At 69.5% G+C, this 19,965-nt stretch carries 18 protein-coding genes; 8 read left to right on the forward strand and 10 right to left on the reverse strand.

The features are described from left to right. Nucleotides 1-10 precede the first annotated feature (10 nt). Nucleotides 11-1,078, forward strand: a complete 1,068-nt coding sequence (locus B9C99_RS21275; RefSeq protein ID WP_088899260.1) for an Lrp/AsnC family transcriptional regulator — start codon at nucleotides 11-13, stop codon at nucleotides 1,076-1,078. Here B9C99_RS21275 and pheT read toward each other — a convergent pair. From pheT to infC, 6 genes are all read right to left on the reverse strand, one after another. Then, nucleotides 1,067-3,553, reverse strand: a complete 2,487-nt coding sequence (gene pheT, locus B9C99_RS21280; RefSeq protein ID WP_088899261.1) for a phenylalanine--tRNA ligase subunit beta — start codon at nucleotides 3,551-3,553, stop codon at nucleotides 1,067-1,069. The genes B9C99_RS21275 and pheT overlap by 12 nt on opposite strands. A 59-nt stretch (nucleotides 3,554-3,612) precedes the next feature. Beyond that, nucleotides 3,613-4,683: a phenylalanine--tRNA ligase subunit alpha gene (gene pheS, locus B9C99_RS21285; RefSeq protein ID WP_026061249.1), complete on the reverse strand. Its 1,071-nt coding sequence runs from the start codon at nucleotides 4,681-4,683 to the stop codon at nucleotides 3,613-3,615. A gap of 84 nt (nucleotides 4,684-4,767) precedes the next feature. Next, complete coding sequence (locus B9C99_RS21290; protein WP_026061250.1) at nucleotides 4,768-5,580, reverse strand: RNA methyltransferase; 813 nt, start codon at nucleotides 5,578-5,580, stop codon at nucleotides 4,768-4,770. A gap of 38 nt (nucleotides 5,581-5,618) precedes the next feature. After that, the gene (gene rplT, locus B9C99_RS21295) at nucleotides 5,619-5,999 is read right to left on the reverse strand and encodes a 50S ribosomal protein L20 (protein WP_006553977.1); all 381 of its coding nucleotides are present in this window, start codon (nucleotides 5,997-5,999) and stop codon (nucleotides 5,619-5,621) included. 67 nt (nucleotides 6,000-6,066) lie between these two features. Continuing rightward, complete coding sequence (rpmI, locus tag B9C99_RS21300; protein ID WP_006553978.1) at nucleotides 6,067-6,261, reverse strand: 50S ribosomal protein L35; 195 nt, start codon at nucleotides 6,259-6,261, stop codon at nucleotides 6,067-6,069. Nucleotides 6,262-6,332: 71 nt separating this feature from the next. Further along, complete coding sequence (gene infC / locus B9C99_RS21305; protein WP_080597679.1) at nucleotides 6,333-7,046, reverse strand: translation initiation factor IF-3; 714 nt, start codon at nucleotides 7,044-7,046, stop codon at nucleotides 6,333-6,335. Nucleotides 7,047-7,365: 319 nt separating this feature from the next. On the opposite strand from infC, the gene B9C99_RS21310 reads away from it, so the two are divergent. Then, nucleotides 7,366-7,731 (forward strand): DUF1844 domain-containing protein, encoded by a 366-nt coding sequence (locus tag B9C99_RS21310; protein WP_016692782.1) that lies wholly within the window; start codon nucleotides 7,366-7,368, stop codon nucleotides 7,729-7,731. A 97-nt stretch (nucleotides 7,732-7,828) separates the two neighbouring features. On the opposite strand, the gene uvrA is transcribed toward B9C99_RS21310, so the two are convergent. Further along, a complete protein-coding gene (uvrA, locus tag B9C99_RS21315; protein WP_088899262.1) occupies nucleotides 7,829-10,852 on the reverse strand; it encodes an excinuclease ABC subunit UvrA in 3,024 nt (1,007 codons plus the stop codon). 131 nt (nucleotides 10,853-10,983) lie between these two features. Between uvrA and B9C99_RS21320 the strand changes: the two genes are divergently transcribed. Further along, the gene (locus B9C99_RS21320) at nucleotides 10,984-11,673 is read left to right on the forward strand and encodes an MBL fold metallo-hydrolase (protein ID WP_088899263.1); all 690 of its coding nucleotides are present in this window, start codon (nucleotides 10,984-10,986) and stop codon (nucleotides 11,671-11,673) included. A gap of 36 nt (nucleotides 11,674-11,709) precedes the next feature. Next, nucleotides 11,710-12,033 carry a hypothetical protein gene (locus B9C99_RS21325; RefSeq protein ID WP_016692785.1) on the forward strand — a complete coding sequence of 108 codons (324 nt, stop codon included), beginning with the start codon at nucleotides 11,710-11,712 and terminating at the stop codon, nucleotides 12,031-12,033. A 43-nt stretch (nucleotides 12,034-12,076) separates the two neighbouring features. Here the strand turns inward: B9C99_RS21325 and B9C99_RS21330 are convergent, their stop codons facing one another. Further along, nucleotides 12,077-12,343, reverse strand: coding sequence for a hypothetical protein (locus B9C99_RS21330; protein ID WP_016692786.1), 267 nt, complete (start codon nucleotides 12,341-12,343; stop codon nucleotides 12,077-12,079). A 193-nt stretch (nucleotides 12,344-12,536) separates the two neighbouring features. Between B9C99_RS21330 and B9C99_RS21335 the strand changes: the two genes are divergently transcribed. From B9C99_RS21335 to B9C99_RS21350, 4 genes are all read left to right on the forward strand, one after another. After that, nucleotides 12,537-14,231: an alkaline phosphatase D family protein gene (locus B9C99_RS21335; protein ID WP_088899264.1), complete on the forward strand. Its 1,695-nt coding sequence runs from the start codon at nucleotides 12,537-12,539 to the stop codon at nucleotides 14,229-14,231. A 166-nt stretch (nucleotides 14,232-14,397) separates the two neighbouring features. Further along, a complete protein-coding gene (locus B9C99_RS21340; RefSeq protein WP_172415046.1) occupies nucleotides 14,398-15,441 on the forward strand; it encodes a DoxX family protein in 1,044 nt (347 codons plus the stop codon). Nucleotides 15,442-15,671: 230 nt separating this feature from the next. Continuing rightward, the gene (locus tag B9C99_RS21345; protein ID WP_172415047.1) at nucleotides 15,672-17,933 is read left to right on the forward strand and encodes an ATP-binding domain-containing protein; all 2,262 of its coding nucleotides are present in this window, start codon (nucleotides 15,672-15,674) and stop codon (nucleotides 17,931-17,933) included. A gap of 111 nt (nucleotides 17,934-18,044) precedes the next feature. Then, entirely contained in the window at nucleotides 18,045-18,464 is a 420-nt protein-coding gene (locus B9C99_RS21350; protein ID WP_088899267.1) for a hypothetical protein, read from the forward strand. Between the two features lie 4 nt (nucleotides 18,465-18,468). Here B9C99_RS21350 and B9C99_RS21355 read toward each other — a convergent pair whose 3' ends face one another. Together B9C99_RS21355 and B9C99_RS21360 are read right to left on the reverse strand one after the other, a co-directional pair. Next, complete coding sequence (locus B9C99_RS21355) at nucleotides 18,469-18,921, reverse strand: universal stress protein (protein WP_059381080.1); 453 nt, start codon at nucleotides 18,919-18,921, stop codon at nucleotides 18,469-18,471. A 156-nt stretch (nucleotides 18,922-19,077) separates the two neighbouring features. After that, entirely contained in the window at nucleotides 19,078-19,950 is an 873-nt protein-coding gene (locus tag B9C99_RS21360) for a hypothetical protein (protein WP_088899268.1), read from the reverse strand. Nucleotides 19,951-19,965 lie beyond the last annotated feature (15 nt).

Consider the following 19,965-nt stretch of genomic DNA (forward strand, 5'->3'; position numbering starts at 1 on the left):
TAATGACGAAATGGACGATTCCGAGTACGGAACTTCGCGATCGATCGATGAAATCGACCTGAGAATTATCAATGCGCTCCAGTGGTCTCCGCGCTCCACGTGGGATGCGCTGGCCGGTCCGCTCGGTCTCGATGCCGCCACGGTGGCCCGGCACTGGCGCCGCCTCGAACGCGAACGTCTGGCGTGGACCACGATCACCCCGGGGCCGCGCATCCTCGCGCAGGTGACCACCGCGCTACTGGAGATCACCATGGCACCCGGCGCAAGGAGATCGGTGACCGAGGTGATGACCGGGCGTCCGCACGCGGTGACCGTCGAGGTGCCGTCGGCCGGCGCCGACCTGCTCGTCACTGCCGCGACCGCGACCTACGAGCAGATGACCCGGTTGGTCGTCGACGACCTGGCACAACTGCCCGGCGTCGCGTCGATCCGCACCCACGTGGTCTCGGAGTGGTTCACCGAGGGCGGGGCGTGGCGACTGAACGCGCTCGGGCCGGGCGAGCGAGGGGAACTGACCTCGGGCTCGCGGCGGGTAGGTGAGCGGCGCGGACGCACGGCGATCTCCGCCACCGATCGCGCGATCCTGTCGGCGCTGGCAGTGGACGGCCGCACCCCGATGCGCACCCTCGCGGAGATCGCCGGGGCCGGCGCGGCAACGGTCAAACGCCGGGTAGAGGCATTGCTGGCCGCAGACGTCGTCGGCCTACGGTGCGAGTTCGCGCATCCCGCAGCGGGTTTCGCGGTGCTCGTCACGTTGTGGTGCACGGTGCCCGTGGAGCGGTTGACCACCACCGGGCGGGTGGTGAGCCGGGAGCCGGAGGTGCGCAACTGTTTCGCCGTCGTCGGCGCCGCGAACCTCGTGGTGCAGGCGTGGTTGCACTCCCCCGCCGAGGTCCCGGACTTCGAGGCCCGGCTGCTCGCACGATGCCCGGACCTGACCGTGCGGGACCGGGTGCTGGTGTTGCGCATTCACAAGCTCGCCGGGCACATCCTCGACCGTGCGGGCCGCAAGGTCACCACGGTCCCGCCCGACGTGTGGCTGCCGGGCGGGGACGCGGGCGTCGTCTCAGGCGCGTAGCTCGGCACCGACCGCGGTGGCCGCGGCGGCGACCGCCGCCTCGCGGGCGGCGCTGGCCTCGTCCTCGGTGAGGGTGCGATCGGGAGCGCGGAAACGCAGCGCGAATGCGAGGGACTTGCGGTTCTCCCCCAGCTGGGCGCCCTGGTAGACGTCGAACAGACGGATGTCCTCGAGCAGGTCGCCGCCACCCGAGCGCAGGGCGCTCTCGACGTCGGTGGCCGGCACGTCCGCGTCGACCACGACGGCGACGTCCTGCAGGACCGCCGGGAACGGCGAGACCACCGGCGCCGGAAGCGATTCCACGATCGGCAACGCGTCGAGGTCGAGTTCGAAGGCGCACGTGCGGGCGGGCAGGCCGGCCCGTTCGATCACCGCGGGATGCAGTTCGCCGGCGTGGCCGACGACGACCCCGTCGACGAGCAGTTCGGCGCAGCGGCCGGGATGCCACGGCAGGTACTGCGCGGCGCGGCGCTCGAGGCGCACCCCGGCGGCGCGTGCGACGGTCTCCGCGGCGGCGAAGGCGTCGAAGGCATCGGCGGCGCGGCCCGTGCCCCACGGACCGGCCGGTTCGCGCAATCCGGCGAGCACACCACCGACATGGACGGGCTGCTTCGGCAGCGACCCTTCGAGCAGGGCGATCTCGTCGTCGGTGGGACGACGGTCGACCGGCAGCAGGTCGACCGGCTTCGTCTCGGAGGTGGGCTGCACGACCTGCGCGATCGCGTAGAGCGACAGGTCGCGCTGTCCGCGCGAGACGTTGCGGCCGAGGATCTCGAGCAGACCCGGCAGCAGCGTGGTGGCCAGCTCCGGACGGTCGGACTCGAGGGGGTTGAGCACCTTGGTGGTCACCCGTCGCGGGTCGTCGGCGTCGAGCTTCCAGGTGTCGAACACACCGGCCGGCAGGAACACCGGGGCGAGCACCTCGACGTAGCCGTCGTGGGCGAGGGCACGGGAGACGGCGCGGCGACGCTTCTGCGTGGCCGTCAGACCACGACCGGCGGGGGCGGTGGGCAGCACCGACGGGATCTGCTCTAGACCTTCGAGGCGCAGCACCTCCTCCACGAGGTCGGCGGGCTGACGCAGGTCGGGACGCCAGGTCGGCGGGGTGACGACGAGCTGGCCGTGGCCGTCCTCGCCGACGCCGACCTCGACCGCGCACCCGATCTGTGTGAGGCGGCGGGCGGCGGTGCCGTTCGGGTAACTCACCCCGGCCATGCGGTCGGGCAGGTCGATGTCCATGCGGATCGTCGGGCTCTCGGTGGGCACGACCATGTCGGTGAGGGTCGATTCCACCTGTCCACCGGCGATCTCGACGAGCAGGCTCGCGGCCCGGTCGAGCGCGGCGCGGGCCAGGGCCGGATCGACGGTGCGTTCGAAGCGCTTGCCGGCCTCGCTGCTGAGCTTGTGCCGGCGGTTGCCGCGGAAGACGGCGAGCGGATCCCAGGTGGCGGCCTCGAGCAGCACATCGGTGGTGCTGTCGCCGACCTCGGTGGTGGCGCCGCCCATGATGCCGGCGAGGGAGATCACCCCGGAGTCGTCGGTGATGACGACGTCCTCGGGATCGAGGTCGCGCTCGACACCGTCGAGGGTGGTGAGCTTCTCCCCTGCCCGGGCGCGCCGCACGACCAGTTCACCCTGCAGGGTGGCGGCGTCGAAGGCGTGCAGCGGCTGGCCGAGCTCGAGCATGACGTAATTGGTCACGTCGACCGCGGGCGAGATCGGGCGGACACCGGCGGTGTGCAGGCGGCGCTGCATCCACCACGGGGTGACGGCCTTCGGGTCGATGCCGGTGACGCGCCGCGCGGCGAACCGGGTGGCCTTCGTCTCGGGTTCGAGCCGGATCGGGTAGGCCTCGCCGCCGTCGGACGGCAGCGCCGGCACGGCCGCGGGATCGGCGAATTCGAGGTCGAAGCCGCACGCGAGTTCGCGGGTGAGTCCGCGGACGGAGAAGCAGTATCCGCGGTCGGGGGTGATGTTCAGTTCGATGACGGTGTCGCCGAGGCCGAGCAGATCGTTGGCGTCGGTGCCGGGTTCGGCGGTGCCGGGCTCGAGCACGAGGATGCCGGAGTGGTCCTTGCCGATGCCCAGCTCGGACAGCGAGCAGATCATGCCGTCGGAGACGTGCCCGTAGGTCTTGCGCGACGCGATGGCGAAGTCGCCGGGGAGCACGGCGCCGGGCAGGGCGGCGACGATGAGGTCGCCCTCGGCGAAGTTGCGGGCGCCGCACACGATGCCGCGCGGTTCGTCCTCACCGACGTCGACCTTGCAGAAGCGGATGGGCTTCTTGAACTCGGTGAGCTCGGTGATCTCCACGACACGTCCGACGACGAGGTTGTCGATGCGGCCGAGGGTCTCGATGTCCTCGACCTCGAGTCCGACCCGGACGAATCCCGCGTCGAGTTCCTCGGCGGTGACGTTCCACTCCGGGGTGGCGCGCTGCAGGATCTCGGTCAGCCAGGACTGCGCTACTCGCACTTGTGCTCAGCTCTTTCGTTCGGTCGTCGGTCGGTGGAGTCGGTGTCGGGAGCGGGCTCTCAGCCCTGCACGCCGAACGGCAGGGTGAAGCGCACGTCGCCCTCGACGATGTCGCGCATGTCGGGGATGCCGTTGCGGAACTGCAGGGTGCGTTCGAGGCCCATGCCGAACGCGAACCCGGTGTACACGTCGGGGTCGATGCCCGAGGCCCGGAGCACGTTGGGGTTGACCATGCCGCAGCCGCCCCACTCGACCCAGCCGGCACCACCCTTCTTGTTCGGGAACCACACGTCCACCTCGGCGGACGGTTCGGTGAACGGGAAGTAGTTCGGACGCATCCGGGTGCGGGTCTCCGGACCGAACAGCGCCCGCGCGAACGCGTCGAGGGTGCCGCGCAGGTGCGCCATGGTCAGGCCCTTGTCGACGGCGAGGCCTTCGACCTGCGAGAAGACCGGGGTGTGGGTGGCGTCGAGTTCGTCGGTGCGGAAGGTGCGGCCGGGGCACACGACGTAGATCGGGATGTCGCGGTGCAGCATGGTGCGGACCTGCACGGGCGAGGTGTGGGTGCGCAGCACCTGCCGCGAGCCCTCCGGGGCGATGTGGAAGGTGTCCTGCATCGTGCGCGCCGGATGGTCGGGCAGGAAGTTCAGGGCGTCGAAGTTGAAGTGCTCGGTCTCGACCTCGGGGCCTTCGGCGACCTCCCAGCCCATCGCGACGAAGACGTCGGCGATCTCGTCGGAGATGATCGAGATCGGGTGGCGGGCGCCGAGCGCGCGGCGGGTCGCGGGCAGGGTGACGTCGACGGCCTCGGCGACGAGGACCGCGGCGTCGCGCTCGGCCTGCAGCGCGGCCTTGCGGTCGTCGAAGGCGGCCTGCACGGCGGTGCGGTGGGCGTTGACCCGCTTGCCGGCGTCGGCGCGCTCGTTGCCGGGCAGCGAGCCGAGGGCGCGCTTGGCGAGGGAGATGGGCGCCTTGTCGCCGAGGTGGTCGATCTTCGCCTGGGCGAGTTCGTCGAGGTCGGTCGCAGCGGCGAACGCGTCGATCGCGGACTTCTCGGCGGCGGTGAGCGCGTCCTCGGTCAGGGCGCTCGGATCGACTGCCGGCGGGGTGCCGCCCTCTTTCTTGGCCACGACCGGTGCATCTCCTTCTTCGGACGAACGGGTGATCTCGGTAGGTGCGGTCCGGGCCGGAGGCCGCGGAAGCACGGGGAAATCCTATGTGATGGGCCGAGCGGCCCGATGTTGCACCCGCGCGCTCGCATACAGGCAGATCGAGGCGGCGGTGGCGAGGTTGAGCGATTCGGCGCGTCCGCGGATGGGGATGCGGACGCGGTGGTCGGCGCGGGCGGCGACCTGCGGGTCGAGTCCGTGGGCCTCGTTGCCGAACAGCCACGCGGTGGGTGCGGCGAGCAACTCGTCGGCGTCGTCGAGGTCGATCTCCCCGTCGGCGGCCGTCGCGAGGATCTGCACGCCGGCCTCGGCGAGCGTGGCCAGCACCCGGTCGGTGTCGCGTTCGCGCGCGACCGGCAGATGGAAGATGCTGCCGGCCGAGGAGCGCACGCACTTGCCGTTGTGCGGGTCGACGCTGTCGCCGGCGAGGACCACGGCGTCGGCGCCCACGGCGTCGGAGACGCGGATGAGGGTGCCGGCGTTGCCGGGTTCGGCGACCGCGACGGGCACGGCGAGGAGCCGCGACCGCGGCGTCACCGCTTCGGCGAGCGGCACGTCGAGGGTGTCGCACACGGCGACGAGGCCGGGCGGGGTGACGGTGTCGGACAGCCGGGCAGCGGCCCGCTCGGTGACGATCCCCACGCGCACACCCTTGCGGTGTGCCTCGTCGACGACCGTCGCGTACCGGGCGGCGGCCGCCTCGGTGACGAACAGTTCGTGCACGCGGGCGGCGGCGAGCGCCTCGGTGACGGAGTTCTCACCCTCGGCGAGGAACCGCCCGGTCTTGCGACGCTCGGCGGTCCGGAGCAGTTTCACAGCAGAAACGACCCGTGGTGTGCGCTCGGTGAGCGTGTCCACGGGTCGTTCCTGGATGTTGTCGTAGCTCAGGGCAGCACTCAGGCAGCCGGAGCGTTGACGTCGGCCGGCAGGGCAGCCTTGGCGACGGCCACGAGGCCGGCGAAGGCCTCGGCGTCGGAGACGGCGAGCTCGGCGAGGATCTTGCGGTCCACCTCGACACCGGCGGCCTTCAGGCCCTGGATGAAGCGGTTGTAGGTGATGTCGTTGGCGCGGGCAGCAGCGTTGATGCGGCTGATCCACAGCTTGCGGAAATCACCCTTGCGGGCGCGACGGTCGCGGTAGGCGTAGGTCAGCGAGTGAAGCTGCTGCTCCTTGGCCTTGCGGTACAGGCGCGAGCGCTGTCCGCGGTAGCCCTTCGAGGCCTCGAGAATCGAACGACGCTTCTTCTGGGCGTTGACGGCCCTCTTCACGCGTGCCACTGGTTATGTGTCCTGTCAGAGTTCGGGGGACGAACGAGGTGTCCCCGGATGGATCGGTCGGAGAGGCTCAGAGCCCGAGCATGCGCTTGACGCGCGGAGCGTCGGCATCGGCGACGACGGCCTTGCCGTCGAGGCGACGCGTCACCCGCGAGGACTTGTGCTCGAGCAGGTGGCGGCGACCCGCCTTCTGGCGCAGGACCTTTCCGCTACCGGACACCTTGAATCGCTTCGCGGTGCCGCTGTGGGTCTTCGACTTGGGCATGGAGTCCTCAGTTCTTGTCGTGTGCGTACATCGGTGCTCACGGACAGCACCGGATGTGCTGCCTGAGCGGGCTAGTTGCTCTGGGCGTCGCCCGTCTCGGGAGCCGGCGCGGACTCCGTGGACGGGGCTGCGGAGGCTGCCGGGCGCGGAGCGGACTTCGCCGGTGCGGCCTGCGCGGCTTCCTGAGCCTTCGCGCGGGTCTTCGCACCCTTGTGCGGGGCCAGCACCATCGTCATGTTCCGGCCGTCCTGCTTCGGACTGGTCTCGATGAAACCGAGCTCGGCCACATCGGCGCCGAGGCGCTGCAGCAACCGGAATCCGAGTTCGGGGCGCGACTGCTCGCGGCCGCGGAACATGATCGTGACCTTGACCTTCGAACCGGCTTCGAGGAAGCGCACGACGTTGCGCTTCTTGGTCTCGTAGTCGTGGTCGTCGATCTTCGGACGGAGCTTCTGCTCCTTGATCACGGTCTGCTGCTGGTTCTTGCGCGATTCGCGCGCCTTCTGCGCGGCTTCGTACTTGAACTTGCCGTAGTCCATGATCTTGCAGACCGGCGGCCGGGCGTCGGGTGCCACCTCGACGAGGTCGAGGTCGGCTTCGATTGCCAGGCGGAGGGCATCTTCAACACGCACGATTCCGACCTGTTCACCGCCGGGTCCGACGAGTCGGACTTCGGGAACTCGGATGCGTTCGTTGATGCGGGTCTCAGCGCTGATGGGGCCTCCTAGGTAGAGCGGTGTGGTCGGTCTGACCGCACCGCAGCACGTGGCCCTACTCCTCGACAAGAAGACCCCGCTGTGGTGCCGAGGCTCCACGCGGGGTCCGATACCGACCGGTCGACGGCCACCCGGCTCGCGCCGGATGATCCGCACCGCCCGATGAAGGGCGGACGTCCGGGGCTTCCGCACCCGGAGGACCGGACCCCTGAGCTGCATCGATGTGCCGCCAGAGGTGGGAGTCGGACTCCACTTTGCTGCCCACGGAGGATCACCGCGGGCGGTCGTGGGATCAAGTCTAACAAAAAGCCACGTCGACGACGAATCGGCGCGTCGGCGCCCCACCCGCGCGGTCGGCGAGGAGCGGCGCAACCCTATGCTCGACGCTATGACGGATGCTCCCGAGACCCCCGATCAGGACGCTGCGGCAGAGGATGTGCGCGAGCTCGCCGACATCCCGGCCGTCGAGGTGATCAGCCGCGCAGCCGTGATGCTCATGAGTTCGGCTGCCGAGAAGCTCGGTCTCGCCGACGAGGATCCCGACAGCAGCGCACGACGCGACCTCGACGAAGCCCGCCGCGTGATCACCGCACTCGCCGGCCTGATCACATCATCGGTGGAATATCTCGGTCCGCACGCCGGTCCGCTGCGCGAAGGGCTGCAGGCCCTGCAGCGCGCCTTCCGTGAGGCGTCGGCCGTGCCCGACGAGCCCGGCAAGGGCCCGGGCGAGAAGTACACCGGCCCGGTCTACTGAGCCGAACCGGCACTTTTCGCCTACGTCACGATCCACAGCCCGACTTCATCATCGACGCGACCGAGCCGCCCACCGCTGAGGTGGGCGGCTCGACTCGTCAGCTCGCGGCGGCCACCTTCTTCTTGGTGGTCTTCGCCTTCGCCGCCGTCTTCGCGGCGGCGGTCTTCGTCCCGGCAGTCTTCGCCGCGGAGGCCTTGGTCGTGGCAGCCTTGGTCGTCTTCGCCGCGCGCTTGCGCGCCGGCGCCGGAGCGGGCGCGGTGGTCCGCCCGTCGAGGATCTCCGCGAGGAAGCGTCCGGTGTAGCTCTCCTCCACCGTGACCACCTCCTCCGGAGTGCCCTCCGCGACCACCGTGCCGCCACCGGAACCACCCTCGGGACCCATGTCGATGATCCAGTCGGCGGTCTTGATGACGTCGAGGTTGTGCTCGATGACGATGACGGTGTTGCCCTTGTCGACCAGACCGTTGATGACCCCGAGCAGCTTGCGGATGTCCTCGAAGTGCAGACCCGTGGTGGGCTCGTCGAGGATGTACGCGGTGCGCCCGTTGGAGCGCTTCTGCAGCTCGGCGGCGAGCTTGACGCGCTGCGCCTCACCACCGGACAGGGTTGTCGCCGGCTGGCCCAGGCGGACGTAACCGAGACCGACCTCCACCAGCGTGTTGAGGTAGCGGTGGATGGAGGTGACCGGCTGGAAGAACTCCGCGGCCTCCTCGATCGACATGTCGAGCACCTCGGCGATGGTCTTGCCCTTGTAGTGCACCTCGAGCGTCTCGCGGTTGTAGCGGGCGCCGTGGCATACCTCGCACGGCACGTACACGTCGGGCAGGAAGTTCATCTCGATCTTCAGCGTGCCGTCGCCCGAGCACGCCTCGCACCGGCCGCCCTTGACGTTGAAGGAGAACCGGCCCGGCTGGTAGCCGCGCACCTTCGCCTCGGTGGTGGACGCGAACAGGCTGCGGATCTTGTCGAACACACCGGTGTAGGTGGCCGGGTTCGACCGCGGGGTGCGGCCGATCGGCGACTGGTCGACCTGGACAAGCTTGTCGAGCTGGTCGAGTCCGTTGATGCGGGTGTGCCGTCCGGGGACCTGCCGCGCGCCGTTGAGCTTGTTGGCCATTACGGTGGCGAGGATGTCGTTGACGAGTGTCGACTTCCCGGAGCCGGACACACCGGTGATGCAGGTGAGAACGCCGAGCGGGAACGACACGTCGATCTCGCGCAGGTTGTTCTCGCGGGCACCGACGACGGTGACCTGCCGACCCTTGTCGATCGGTCGCCGGAGCGCGGGGATCTCGATCTCCTCGCGTCCGGACAGATAGGCACCGGTAAGCGATTCGGGGTTGTCGAGCAGTTCCTTGTAGGTGCCGCTGTGGACGACCTTCCCGCCGTGCTCGCCCGCGCGCGGTCCGATGTCGACGACCCAGTCGGAGGCGCGGACGGTGTCCTCGTCGTGCTCGACGACGATGAGCGTGTTGCCGAGATCGCGCAGTCGCGTGAGGGTGTCGATGAGACGACGGTTGTCGCGCTGGTGCAGACCGATGGACGGCTCGTCGAGCACGTACAGCACGCCGACGAGACCGGAACCGATCTGCGTGGCGAGACGGATGCGCTGGGCCTCACCACCGGAGAGGGTGCCCGCGGCACGCGAGAGGGTGAGGTAGTCGAGTCCGACGTCGAGCAGGAAGCCGAGTCGGGCCTGGATCTCCTTGAGGACCTGCCCGGCGATCGCGGCCTCGCGCGCGCCGAGGACGAGGCTGTCGAGGAAGCGTGCGCACTCGGCGATCGACAGGTCGCTGACCTCGGCGATGGACATCGCACCGAAGTCGCCCGCGCTGACCGTCACGGCCAAAATCTCGGGACGAAGGCGGGCACCGGCGCAGGCCGGGCACGGGATCTCCCGCATGTAGCCCTCGTAGCGTTCCTTGGCCTGCTCGGACTCGGACTGCTCGAGGCGGCGGTGCAGGAACGGCATGACACCCTCGAACTCGGCGTAGTACGAGCGGACGCGGCCGTAGCGGTTCTTGTAGCGCACGTGCACCTGCTCGGTGCTGCCCTCCAGCACGGCCTTGCGCACCTTGGCGGGCAGTTTCCGCCACGGGGTGTCGATGTCGAATTCGAGGGCGTCGGCCAGGCCGGACAGCAGTCGGCCGAAGTATTCGGCGCTCTGACCCATCGACCAGGGCGCGATCGCGCCGTCGGCCAGGCTCAGATCCGGGTCGGGCACGACGAGATCGGGATCGACCTCCTTGCGCACGCCGAGACCCGCGCACTCGGGGCACGCGCCGTAGGGCGAGTTGAAGGAGAACGACCGAGGTTCGAGTTCGTCGATGGACAGCGGGTGCGCGTTCGGGCACGCCAGGTTCTCGGAGAACCGGCGCTCGCGGTCGGGGGCGTCCTCCTCGCGATCGACGAAGTCGAGCACGACGACACCCTCGGCGAGCCGCAGCGCGGTCTCGATGGAGTCGGTGAGGCGCTGCTGGGCACTGGGCTTGACGGCGAGGCGGTCGACGACGACCTCGATGTCGTGCTTCTCCTGCTTCTTCAGCTTCGGCGGATCCGACAGGGGGTGGACGACCCCGTCGACGCGCACACGGGAGTAGCCCTGGATGGTCAGCTGCTCGAAGAGATCGACGAACTCGCCCTTGCGGGTGCGCACGACGGGTGCGAGGACCTGGAAGCGGGCCCCGGCCTCCATCTCGAGCACCTGGTCGACGATCTGCTGCGGCGTCTGCCGGGAGATCTGCTCACCGCAGACCGGGCAGTGCGGGGTGCCGGCACGCGCATAGAGCAGACGCAGGTAGTCGTAGACCTCGGTGATGGTGCCGACGGTGGACCGCGGGTTGCGGTTGGTGGACTTCTGGTCGATCGACACCGCGGGCGACAGGCCCTCGATGAAGTCGACGTCCGGCTTGTCCATCTGTCCGAGGAACTGGCGAGCGTAGGCCGACAACGACTCGACGTAGCGCCGCTGCCCCTCGGCGAAGATGGTGTCGAACGCGAGGCTCGACTTGCCCGAACCCGACAGTCCGGTGAAAACGATCAGACTGTCGCGCGGCAGGTCCAGGTCGACACCACGCAGGTTGTGTTCCCGGGCTCCACGCACGATCAGGCGGTCTGCCACGCCACATCCTTCCTGTAGACAAGGCCGGAGTTCGGCCCTCAGCCATGGTAGGCGCGGGTACCGACACGTTTCCGTGACGAACACCGCGCGCCCGGGGCTCACGCGCGTGCACGCGAAGGTAGGTTGGCTGCATGACGCAGCAGCCCGTGATCATCGAGGACACCTACACCGGCGACGTCACTCCCGGCGGACCCGCGCAACGCCGAAGGATTCCCGGAGCGAGCATCGTCAAACTCGCCGTCGGCGAGATGAACAACAACACCTATCTCGTCACCGACGACGCCACCGGCAAGTCCGTCTTCATCGACGCCGCAAACGAACCCGACCGTCTCGTGCAGTTCCTCCGCGACAATGCGCCGGAGCTCGAACTGATCGTCACCACCCATCAGCACTGGGATCACTGGCAGGGCCTCGAGCGGGTCGCCGCCGAGACCGGTGTGCCGACCGCCGCGCACGAGCTCGACGCCGGTCCCCTGCCGGTGCAGCCCGACCGGATCCTGACCGAGGGCGACACCGTGCAGATCGGTGAGCTGAATCTCGAGGTGATCCACCTCTCAGGGCACACTCCGGGGTCGGTTGCGCTGGTCCTCACGGAACAGGGCACGGGTCGCACGCACATCTTCACCGGCGACTCGCTGTTCCCCGGCGGGGTCGGCAAGACGCCGAACGACGACGCTTTCCGATCGCTCCTCGGCGACGTCGAGTCCAAGATCTTCGACCGGTTCGACGACGAGACGATCTTCTACCCCGGACACGGCAAGGACTCGACCCTCGGAGCCGAGCGTCCGCATCTCGGCGAGTGGCGCGAGCGGGGTTGGTGACGGTCCCGTACCGGGCCCGCAGAGGCAGGAGCCCCCGTGCACTCCGATCGCGATGACGTGCCGCCGCCGTTCACCCTCTGTTCGGACGTCGACGGCATGCGGTACGTCATCGTCGACCCGGCGGATGCGGACATGTCCGGATGGGCCGTCGAGCTGATGGATGCGAACATCCGGTGGCCGGATCCGAACGCCCTGACGTCCCTCTCGTCGTTCGAGCAGGACACCTGGTTCGTGACGGACAACGGGCACTGGAACGGCCTCGGCTACGGCACACCGAAGACCGCATGGTGTGCGATCGCAGCCCACGGGGCCAGGATCAGTGCCTGGATCGGACCCGCCGGCACTCGGTACGAGCCCTAGCTCACAGCACCGCCTGCGACACCCGAGCGCACTCGCACGACGTCTAGTCGGGGGCACCCTCCCTGTCGGTCCCCGCCTCGCCCCTGCCCGCCTCACCCGTGCCCGCGTCGGCGTGCTCCTCGCTCGAGTGCTCACCCACCGTGTCGGCGAAGGCCGTTCCCGAGACCATCCCGTTCGTGCCCGGCACGACCGTGGTCGGTCGTGCTCCCGGCTCGTACATACGGTCGATCTCCTCGGCCTTCTCCTTCGCCTGTCTTTTCTCTTCGTCGTCGAGCCGATCCCAACGGGTCGGATCCTCCGCGTCGGTCATGTCCGGGCCCCCTTCCAGCACGCGGCACCGACCCGAGCGGGCCGATGCGGTGGCGTCCGTTCCAGGGTGCGCCCCGTCGCGGAGTCCCGGAGGTCGAACGAGGATCGGAGTTCGCCGGAATCCTCCTGGGCACCACTGCCGCGAGTACGCTCGAAAACCGGACGAGCTCGCACGAGCACGGAGGCCTGACACTGTGGCGGATCTCGTACTGGGGCCGGTGCTTCGGCACATCGGCGACACGGACGCCACGATCTGGGTGGAGACGTCCGAGCCCTGCACGGTGCACGTGCTCGGCAGCTCCGAACACACATGGACGGTCGCGGGACACCACTACGCGCTCGTCACGGTCCGAGACCTCGACCCCGGATCGGTGACGTCCTACGAAGTGGATCTCGAGGGCCGGGTCGTGTGGCCGCCGGCCGGGGTTGCACCGCCGCTGATCAGGACAGCGGGAGACGACCCCGACGGCTTCGTGCTCGCCTTCGGGTCGTGCCGGGTGGCATCGGAGAGCGCGGAACCGACAGCCGTCCTGGGAAAAGACGCTCTCGTCGCCTACGCGCAGCGCATGCGTTCGCTGCCGATCGACGAATGGCCCGACGCGCTGTTGCTGCTGGGAGATCAGGTCTACGCCGACGAATTGTCGGAGGAGATGAAGCGACGGGTCGGTGAGCGTCACGATCTGTCGGAACCGCCCGGTGCCCAGGTGCGCGACTTCGAGGAGTACACCTGGCTGTACAGCCGGTCGTGGTCCGAGGACAACGTCCGATGGCTGCTGTCGACCGTCCCGACCTCGATGATCTTCGACGACCACGACGTGCACGACGACTGGAACACCTCCTATTCGTGGCGCCGGGAGATGGAGGCCTCCGCATGGTGGGAGGAACGCATCGTCGGGGCGTTGGCGTCGTACTGGATCTATCAGCACATCGGGAACCTCTCCCCCGCCGAACTGGATGAGGATCCGCTCTACGACCGGGTGCGGAACTGTGCCGGGGACGCCGAACCGATCCTGCGTGCGTTCGCGTCCGGCGCCGACGAGGAAGCCGACGGCAGCGCTGGGGTGCGGTGGTCGTACCGCCGTGATTTCGGACCGGTGCGTCTGCTGGTGATCGATTCGCGGTGCGGCCGGGTGCTCGCGCCCGACCGGCGCGACATGGTGTCCGATCCGGAGTTCGACTGGATCGAGGAGCAGACCGACGGCGACTACGACCACCTGCTGATCGGCACGTCGCTGCCGTGGCTCCTGCCCCGCGCGATGCACGACCTCGAGGCGTGGGACGAGAAACTTGCGTCCTGTGCGCGCGGTGCCCGACCGGCACGCTGGGCCGAGAAGCTCCGCCGCGCCGCGGATCTCGAACACTGGTCGGCCTTCCGTGATTCGTTCGAGCGACTCGCACGGCTGCTGCGGGATGTCGCCGCCGGACGTCGCGCCGGAACGTCCGGCCGCGCGCCCGCGACGATCTGCGTCCTCTCGGGCGACGTGCACCATGCCTACGCCGCCCGCGTCCGATTCGCGACGCCGACCGCCGGCGCGGTCTACCAGCTGACCTGTTCGCCCCTGCACAACCACGTCCCGGCAGCCGTCCGGGTCGCCTTCCGCGCAGCGTGGAGCAGCACCGCCGAGCGTGTCGTGCGACTGCTCCTCGGCCGGGTCACGGCCGTTCCCGAGGCGTCGTTCTCGTGGTCGAAGGTGACAGGTCCGAGCTTCGGGAACCAGATCGCCACCCTGCGGACGCGAGGACGCGCCGCGCGTCTGACCATCGAGCGAAGCGTCGAGATCGCGTCGGGTCCGCGTCTGTTCGAGACCGTCGCGGAAGTGCCCCTGACCACCGAGGGTCGGCCGCCCGAGGTCCCGTCCGCTCGCGCGGAGGAACAGTCGTCGAGGTGAGCCCGGACGGGTGGCACCCACCGGCATCCGATTCGGGATTTATTTGATTTCCGTACGCTCCGAAATACCGCTTCGTGTCCTTCGGCCCTGCTTCGCGAATATTCCCGTGACGCCCGGGGTACCTGTGTCAGGGTTTGGAAACACAGCCGACCACGGGAGGAACCACATGCTCGTCCGGAGAATTGCGCGGCCCATGCTCGCGTCCATCTTCATCGCCGGGGGTATCGACGCCCTGCGGAAGCCCGAGCCGAAAGCAGGTGCCGCGCAGCCCGGGCTCGATCAGGCTGTGAACGCCCTGCCGGCGTCGATCACCGACCGGCTCCCCAGCAATCCCGAGACTCTCGTCCAGATCAACGCCGCAGTGCAGATCGGCGCCGGGACCCTGTTCGCACTCGGCAAGGCACCGCGCCTGTCCGCTCTCGCCCTGATCGGTAGTCTCGTACCGACAACCGTTGCGGGCCACGACTTCTGGAACGTCGAGGATCCCGATGCCCGCGCCCAGCAGCGCACCCAGCTCATCAAGAACGTGAGCCTGATGGGTGGTCTGCTCATCGCTGCCGTGGATACCGAGGGCAAGCCGTCGCTCGGCTGGCGGGGCCGCCGCGCCGCACGTGCCGCGCAGAAGTCGGTGGCCGCCGCGCTCCCGGGCCATGCCTCCGACGGCCACACCGCCGAAGCGCTGCACACCGTCGCCGAGCGGGTGAAGACGCTGACCGAGGAAGCCGGCGAGCAGGGCGGTCACTTCCTCGAGATCGCCAAGGAACGGGCACCGGAACTCGCGGAGGCCGCGCGCGAGCGGGGCAGCGGACTGCTCGAGGTCGCCCGCGACCGCGGCCCGGTGCTGACCGAACGGGCGCGCGATCGCAGCGCCGAGATCCTCGGTGTCGCGCGGGAGCGCGCCCCCGAGCTCGCCGAGGGCGCCCGTGAACGCGGCACCGAACTGCTCGGACTGGCGCGCGAGCGCACCCCTGAGCTCGCCGACGTCGCCCGCAAGCGAGGCTCGAAACTGTGGGACACCACGGTCGATCGCAGCTCGGAGTGGGCCAAGCTCGCCGAGGAGCAGTCCTCGATCCTCAACGCTCGGGCCCATGTCGCCGCGGAGAAGGCCCGTCTGCGTGCCGAGGCCGCGCGCAAGCAGGGCACGAAGGCGGAGAAGAAGCTCGCGAAGAACCTGAAGGCGCTCGAGAAGAGCATCGAAAAGAAGAAGTAGTCCGGTACGGCACCGTGGTGCGGGCGTGCGAGGGAATCGCACGCCCGCACTGCTGTGATCAGGCTTTCTGCCCGTTTCCCTCCTGCGGCGACTAGACTTCTCGGGCACTTTCGTCGACGCGTCACCCCTGCGGCGGCGAGCGATCTCGTCCTGTCTATCCCCGAGGAGTCCCTGTGCCGGTTGATGGCGCGTCCCATCCGGAGCTCGATCGCGAGCAGGCCTACGTGGCGATGCTCTACACGCATCTCGACGGTCTGCGCGACTACGCGAAGACCCGGCTGGCCCGCGTGCTGCGCGAGACCGGAGGCACCCCGCAGGCGCGCAGCGAACGCGAGTCGTACACCCACATGTACACCGAGGACATCGCGAAGTACGACGCCGCCGAGCACGGTCTGTGCTTCGGCCGCATCGATGTGCGGGACGACGGGACGGACACCTCCGGACCCGTGACGGAGGACGGCGCGGAGACCCGCTACATCGGCCGCCTCGGCATCCTCGACGAGGACAACGACTACGAGTCGCTGCTGCTCGACTGGCGCGCACCCCAGGCCCGCCCGTTCTACCTCGCGACCCCCGCCGCTCCCGACGGCGTCGTGCTGCGCCGCCACATCCGCAGCCGCGGCCGCTCCGTCACCGCACTGCACGACGAGTACCTCGACCTCGACGCGGCGCTCGAACACGCCGACACCCCACCGGCCGGTGGCGTGGCCGGAGAATCGGCGCTGCTCGCCGCTCTGAACGCCGCGCGTACCGGGCAGATGCACGACATCGTGGCGACGATCCAGGCCGAGCAGGACGCGGTCATCCGGTCCGAGCATCGCAGTGTGCTCGTCGTCCAGGGCGGTCCGGGCACCGGCAAGACCGCTGTCGCGCTGCACCGCGCGGCCTACCTGCTCTACACCTACCGAAAGCAGCTGGCGAAGAGCGGCGTGCTCATCGTGGGCCCGAACAGCCGCTTCCTCGACTACATCGGTCAGGTGCTGCCCTCGCTCGGTGAGACCGGGGTGCTGCTGTCGACGGTCGGGGATCTGTATCCGGGGGTCACGCCGACCGTCGAGGACGGTCCCGTGGCCGGCGAGCTCAAGGGCTCCCTGGACATGGTGAAGGTGCTCGAGAAGGCCGTCCGCGACCGGCAGGAAGTGCCCCGCTCCCCCGTTCCGCTGAGCTTCGACACCTACGCGCTCACCCTCGACCGCAAGATCGTGACCCGTGCGCGGGGTCGCGCCCGGTCGTCCCGCCGACCGCACAACCTTGCCCGGCCGATCTTCGTGAACGGGGTCATCGACGCCCTCGCCGACCAGCTCGCCGGGATCATCGGATCGAATCCGCTCGGCGGCGCGAACCTGTTGAGCCGGGAGGACATCCACGATATCCGGTCCGAGATGCGTTCGGATCCCGACATCGTCGCTGCGATCGACGCACTGTGGCCGGAACTGTCCCCGCAGCAGGTGCTCTCGGATCTGCTCGCCTCCCGCGACCGGATCGCGTCGGCGGCTCCGACGCTGACCGACGAGCAGATCGACGCGCTGCACCGTCCCGATGCACCGGGGCATTTCAGCGCCGCCGACGCTCCCCTGCTCGACGAGCTCGCCGAACTGCTCGGTGTGGACGACGCCGCCGAACGTGAACGCGCGAAGCGGCGCTGGCGCAAGCAGATCGCCGACGCGCAGGGCGCACTCGACATCCTCACCGGTTCGGCACCGCAGGATCTCGAGGACGATCTCGATCCCGAACTGCTCATGGCATACGACCTGATCGACGCCACTCAGCTCGCCGAACGACAGAACCACCGTCGCCACGAGACCACGGCGGAGCGGGCGGCCGGTGATCGCACCTGGACGTACGGCCACGTGATCGTCGACGAGGCGCAGGAGTTGTCGGCGATGGCGTGGCGAACGATCATGCGCCGCATCCCGAATCGCTGGATGACCCTGGTGGGCGACACCGCGCAGACCGGGGATCCGGCGGGAACCGAGTCGTGGCAGCAGATCCTCGAACCGTACGTCGCGAACCGGTGGAAGAAGACCGAACTGACGGTCAACTACCGCACCCCGGCGGAGATCATGAGGATCGCGCACGCGGTGCTCGCGGAGATCGATCCCGACCAGGTGCCGCCGCAGTCGGTGCGCGAGTCCGGTTTCGAGCCGTGGGCGCAGCACGTCGACGCGGACGCGGTGCTCACCACCGTCCAGGCCGCGCTCGACGCCGAGACCGGCCCGGGCACGACGGCCGTGCTCGTTCCGGCGCGGCTCGTGGCTGCGTGGGAGCATCTCGCGTCCGAGTCGGTCACGGTCGCGACCGTGAAGGAGGTCAAGGGCCTCGAGTTCGACGCGGTACTGCTCGTCGAACCGGCGGAGATCCTCACCGATTCCTCACGCGGGATGAACGACCTGTACGTGGCGCTGACCCGAGCCACCCAGCGTCTCGGGGTGGTGCACTCGGAGGCGTTGCCGGAGGTGCTGGCCGGTCTCGCCGCGCCGACACACTGCTGAGCCGACACGGTTCGGCAGACACCGCCGAGCGGACCCCAGGACCGGTCACCGGACGGTACCGTCCTTCGGGGCAAGGGACTGGGACGGATCATCCGCGGAGGGAACGAACACGTGGCCTATGGGGCAGCGCACCACCGGATACGTCGAGCGGGGTGCGCGGCGATCGCGGCGCTGAGCGGGTTCCTCGTCTCCGCCGCGTGCGGATCGGCGACGCCGACCCAGGACGAAGCGCAGGCCGCGACGTCCACGACGTCGATCGCCCCGACCTCGTCGACGCCGCCCGACGTGCGGTTCCTGCGGGTGAAGGAGGCGCTGGACGCGTCCGGACTGGTCGCCGATGTCAAGGACGACACGGTGCTGGCGGTGGTGCGAGGGGTGTGCGACCAGTTGAGCGCGGGCGTGCCGGAGCACGACGTCCTCGTCACGCTCCGGCCGATCGCCGCCTATGCTGCGGGCGCCTCGGGGTCGCGCATGTCGGCGGACGATGCCGCCGCGCGCTACCTCGAGACCGTCCGCGAGGAGTACTGCTGATCCGTCAGCGGACGGTGTGCACCACCAGCACGTCGCACAGGGCCTTGCGGGCGACGTCCGACGGGACGGAACCGAGCAGGCGCCCGGTCAGCGTGTTGAGGCCGCGGTTGCCGATGACGATGAGATCGGCGTCGACCTCCTCGACGAGCGTGAGGAGCGATTCGACGGGGGCACCGACGATGGGGCGCTCGGTGATCTTGCGGGCGCCGGCCACGGTCGCCTTCTCCCGTGCGGTGCGCAGGATCTCGTAGGTCGGTGCCGAGCCGGTGACCTGGTACGCCTCGTCGCGCAGCGCGTCAGCGGCCTGCGCGGTGTCCTTGGGGTCGGCCGGGTAGTAGGCGCAGGCGATCACCAGTTGGGCGCCGGCGTCGCCGGCCAGAGCAGCTGCCTTCTCCACGGCCCGATACGACGATTCGGAACCGTCGGTTCCGACGACTATGGTCCGGTAGGCGCTCATTCATCCTCCATCAGGTGTGTGGTCCATCGACGCGTGCCGCCGATGCCGTCGTCGACGGAGGACACGCACGCTCCCCCGCCATACGCTGCGTCGACAGTAGCGGGATGGGCGGCCCGGGTGGGACGTTTGGGTCTCATCCCACAATCGCGTTTGATGTTACCGCGCGTCACCGTAACGCGGGCCGAAGAGGCCGGCGGGGAACACCTCGGCGTCGACGAAGGCATCGCGCCACGGCAACGCGAGGTCGAGCAGACGCTCCACACCCTCGTCACCGAGCGCACTCCACGGCGCGACCGCCAGGTCGTCGGTGAGATCCTCGACGAGCTCACGCACCTCGAATCCTTCGCCGGTGAGCTCGCCACGCTTGTCGAGCAGCCCGCGCCCGCGCAGTTCCTTCTCGGCGTCTGCCCACTCGTCCCGCGACCAGCCCCGCAGCTTCCGGGCGGGATCGGTGGCGAAGCCGATACCGGTCGCAGTGTGGGTGACGAGTGCGTCGAGACCCGACAGTCCCGCGGTCTGCAGCGCCGCGACATGGCCGTCGCCGCGATATTCGCGCAGCAGCGTCAGGGCGTGCCACAGGCGCAGGTGCGCCTCCTCGGGCCAGGGCAGGTCGGCGTGAGCAGCGTAGAGCGGGCGCCCGTCGGGACCGGGGATCGCCCGCGCCGCGGTGGTCGCGAGGTCCGCGGCCTCGTTCATCTCCGCAGAATCGAGCACGTCCTGCCCGAGGACCCGCCGGTGGAGAGCGTCGAGTCCGCGCAACCGCGCCGCGATGATCGCGGCCGGCTCGGCGCTCTGCCACACGGCCGGGACGGCCGATGCCACCAGGCGGGGCGAGAAGCTGTAGAACGTCGCGGTCACGACCCCGGGGCCGACGGCACCCAGAGGCGCCGCGCGTCCCCCGAAGTACTGCGCAGCCGGGCCGTCGACACCGAGCGCGGCGAGTTCGCTCGCGACGTCCGGCGCGAAGTAGACGCCCGAGTGCAGCAGTTCGAGTGCGCGGGCAGCACGCCCGGCCGAAGAGGGATCCATGGGAAGCGACCCTAC

This window comes from Rhodococcus sp. BUPNP1 (assembly GCF_002215235.1).
GTDB lineage: Bacteria > Actinomycetota > Actinomycetes > Mycobacteriales > Mycobacteriaceae > Rhodococcus.

Excerpts from the sequence above, each read along its gene's own strand:
- B9C99_RS21275 (WP_088899260.1), top strand. The coding sequence starts at position 11 with ATGGACGATTCCGAGTACGGAACTTCGCGATCGATCGATGAAATCGAC.
- rpmI (WP_006553978.1), bottom strand. The coding sequence starts at position 6,261 with ATGCCCAAGTCGAAGACCCACAGCGGCACCGCGAAGCGATTCAAGGTG.
- B9C99_RS21310 (WP_016692782.1), top strand. The coding sequence starts at position 7,366 with ATGACGGATGCTCCCGAGACCCCCGATCAGGACGCTGCGGCAGAGGAT.
- B9C99_RS21320 (WP_088899263.1), top strand. The coding sequence starts at position 10,984 with ATGACGCAGCAGCCCGTGATCATCGAGGACACCTACACCGGCGACGTC.
- B9C99_RS21330 (WP_016692786.1), bottom strand. The coding sequence starts at position 12,343 with ATGACCGACGCGGAGGATCCGACCCGTTGGGATCGGCTCGACGACGAA.
- B9C99_RS21340 (WP_172415046.1), top strand. The coding sequence starts at position 14,398 with ATGCTCGTCCGGAGAATTGCGCGGCCCATGCTCGCGTCCATCTTCATC.
- B9C99_RS21345 (WP_172415047.1), top strand. The coding sequence starts at position 15,672 with ATGCTCTACACGCATCTCGACGGTCTGCGCGACTACGCGAAGACCCGG.
- B9C99_RS21355 (WP_059381080.1), bottom strand. The coding sequence starts at position 18,921 with ATGAGCGCCTACCGGACCATAGTCGTCGGAACCGACGGTTCCGAATCG.
- B9C99_RS21360 (WP_088899268.1), bottom strand. The coding sequence starts at position 19,950 with ATGGATCCCTCTTCGGCCGGGCGTGCTGCCCGCGCACTCGAACTGCTG.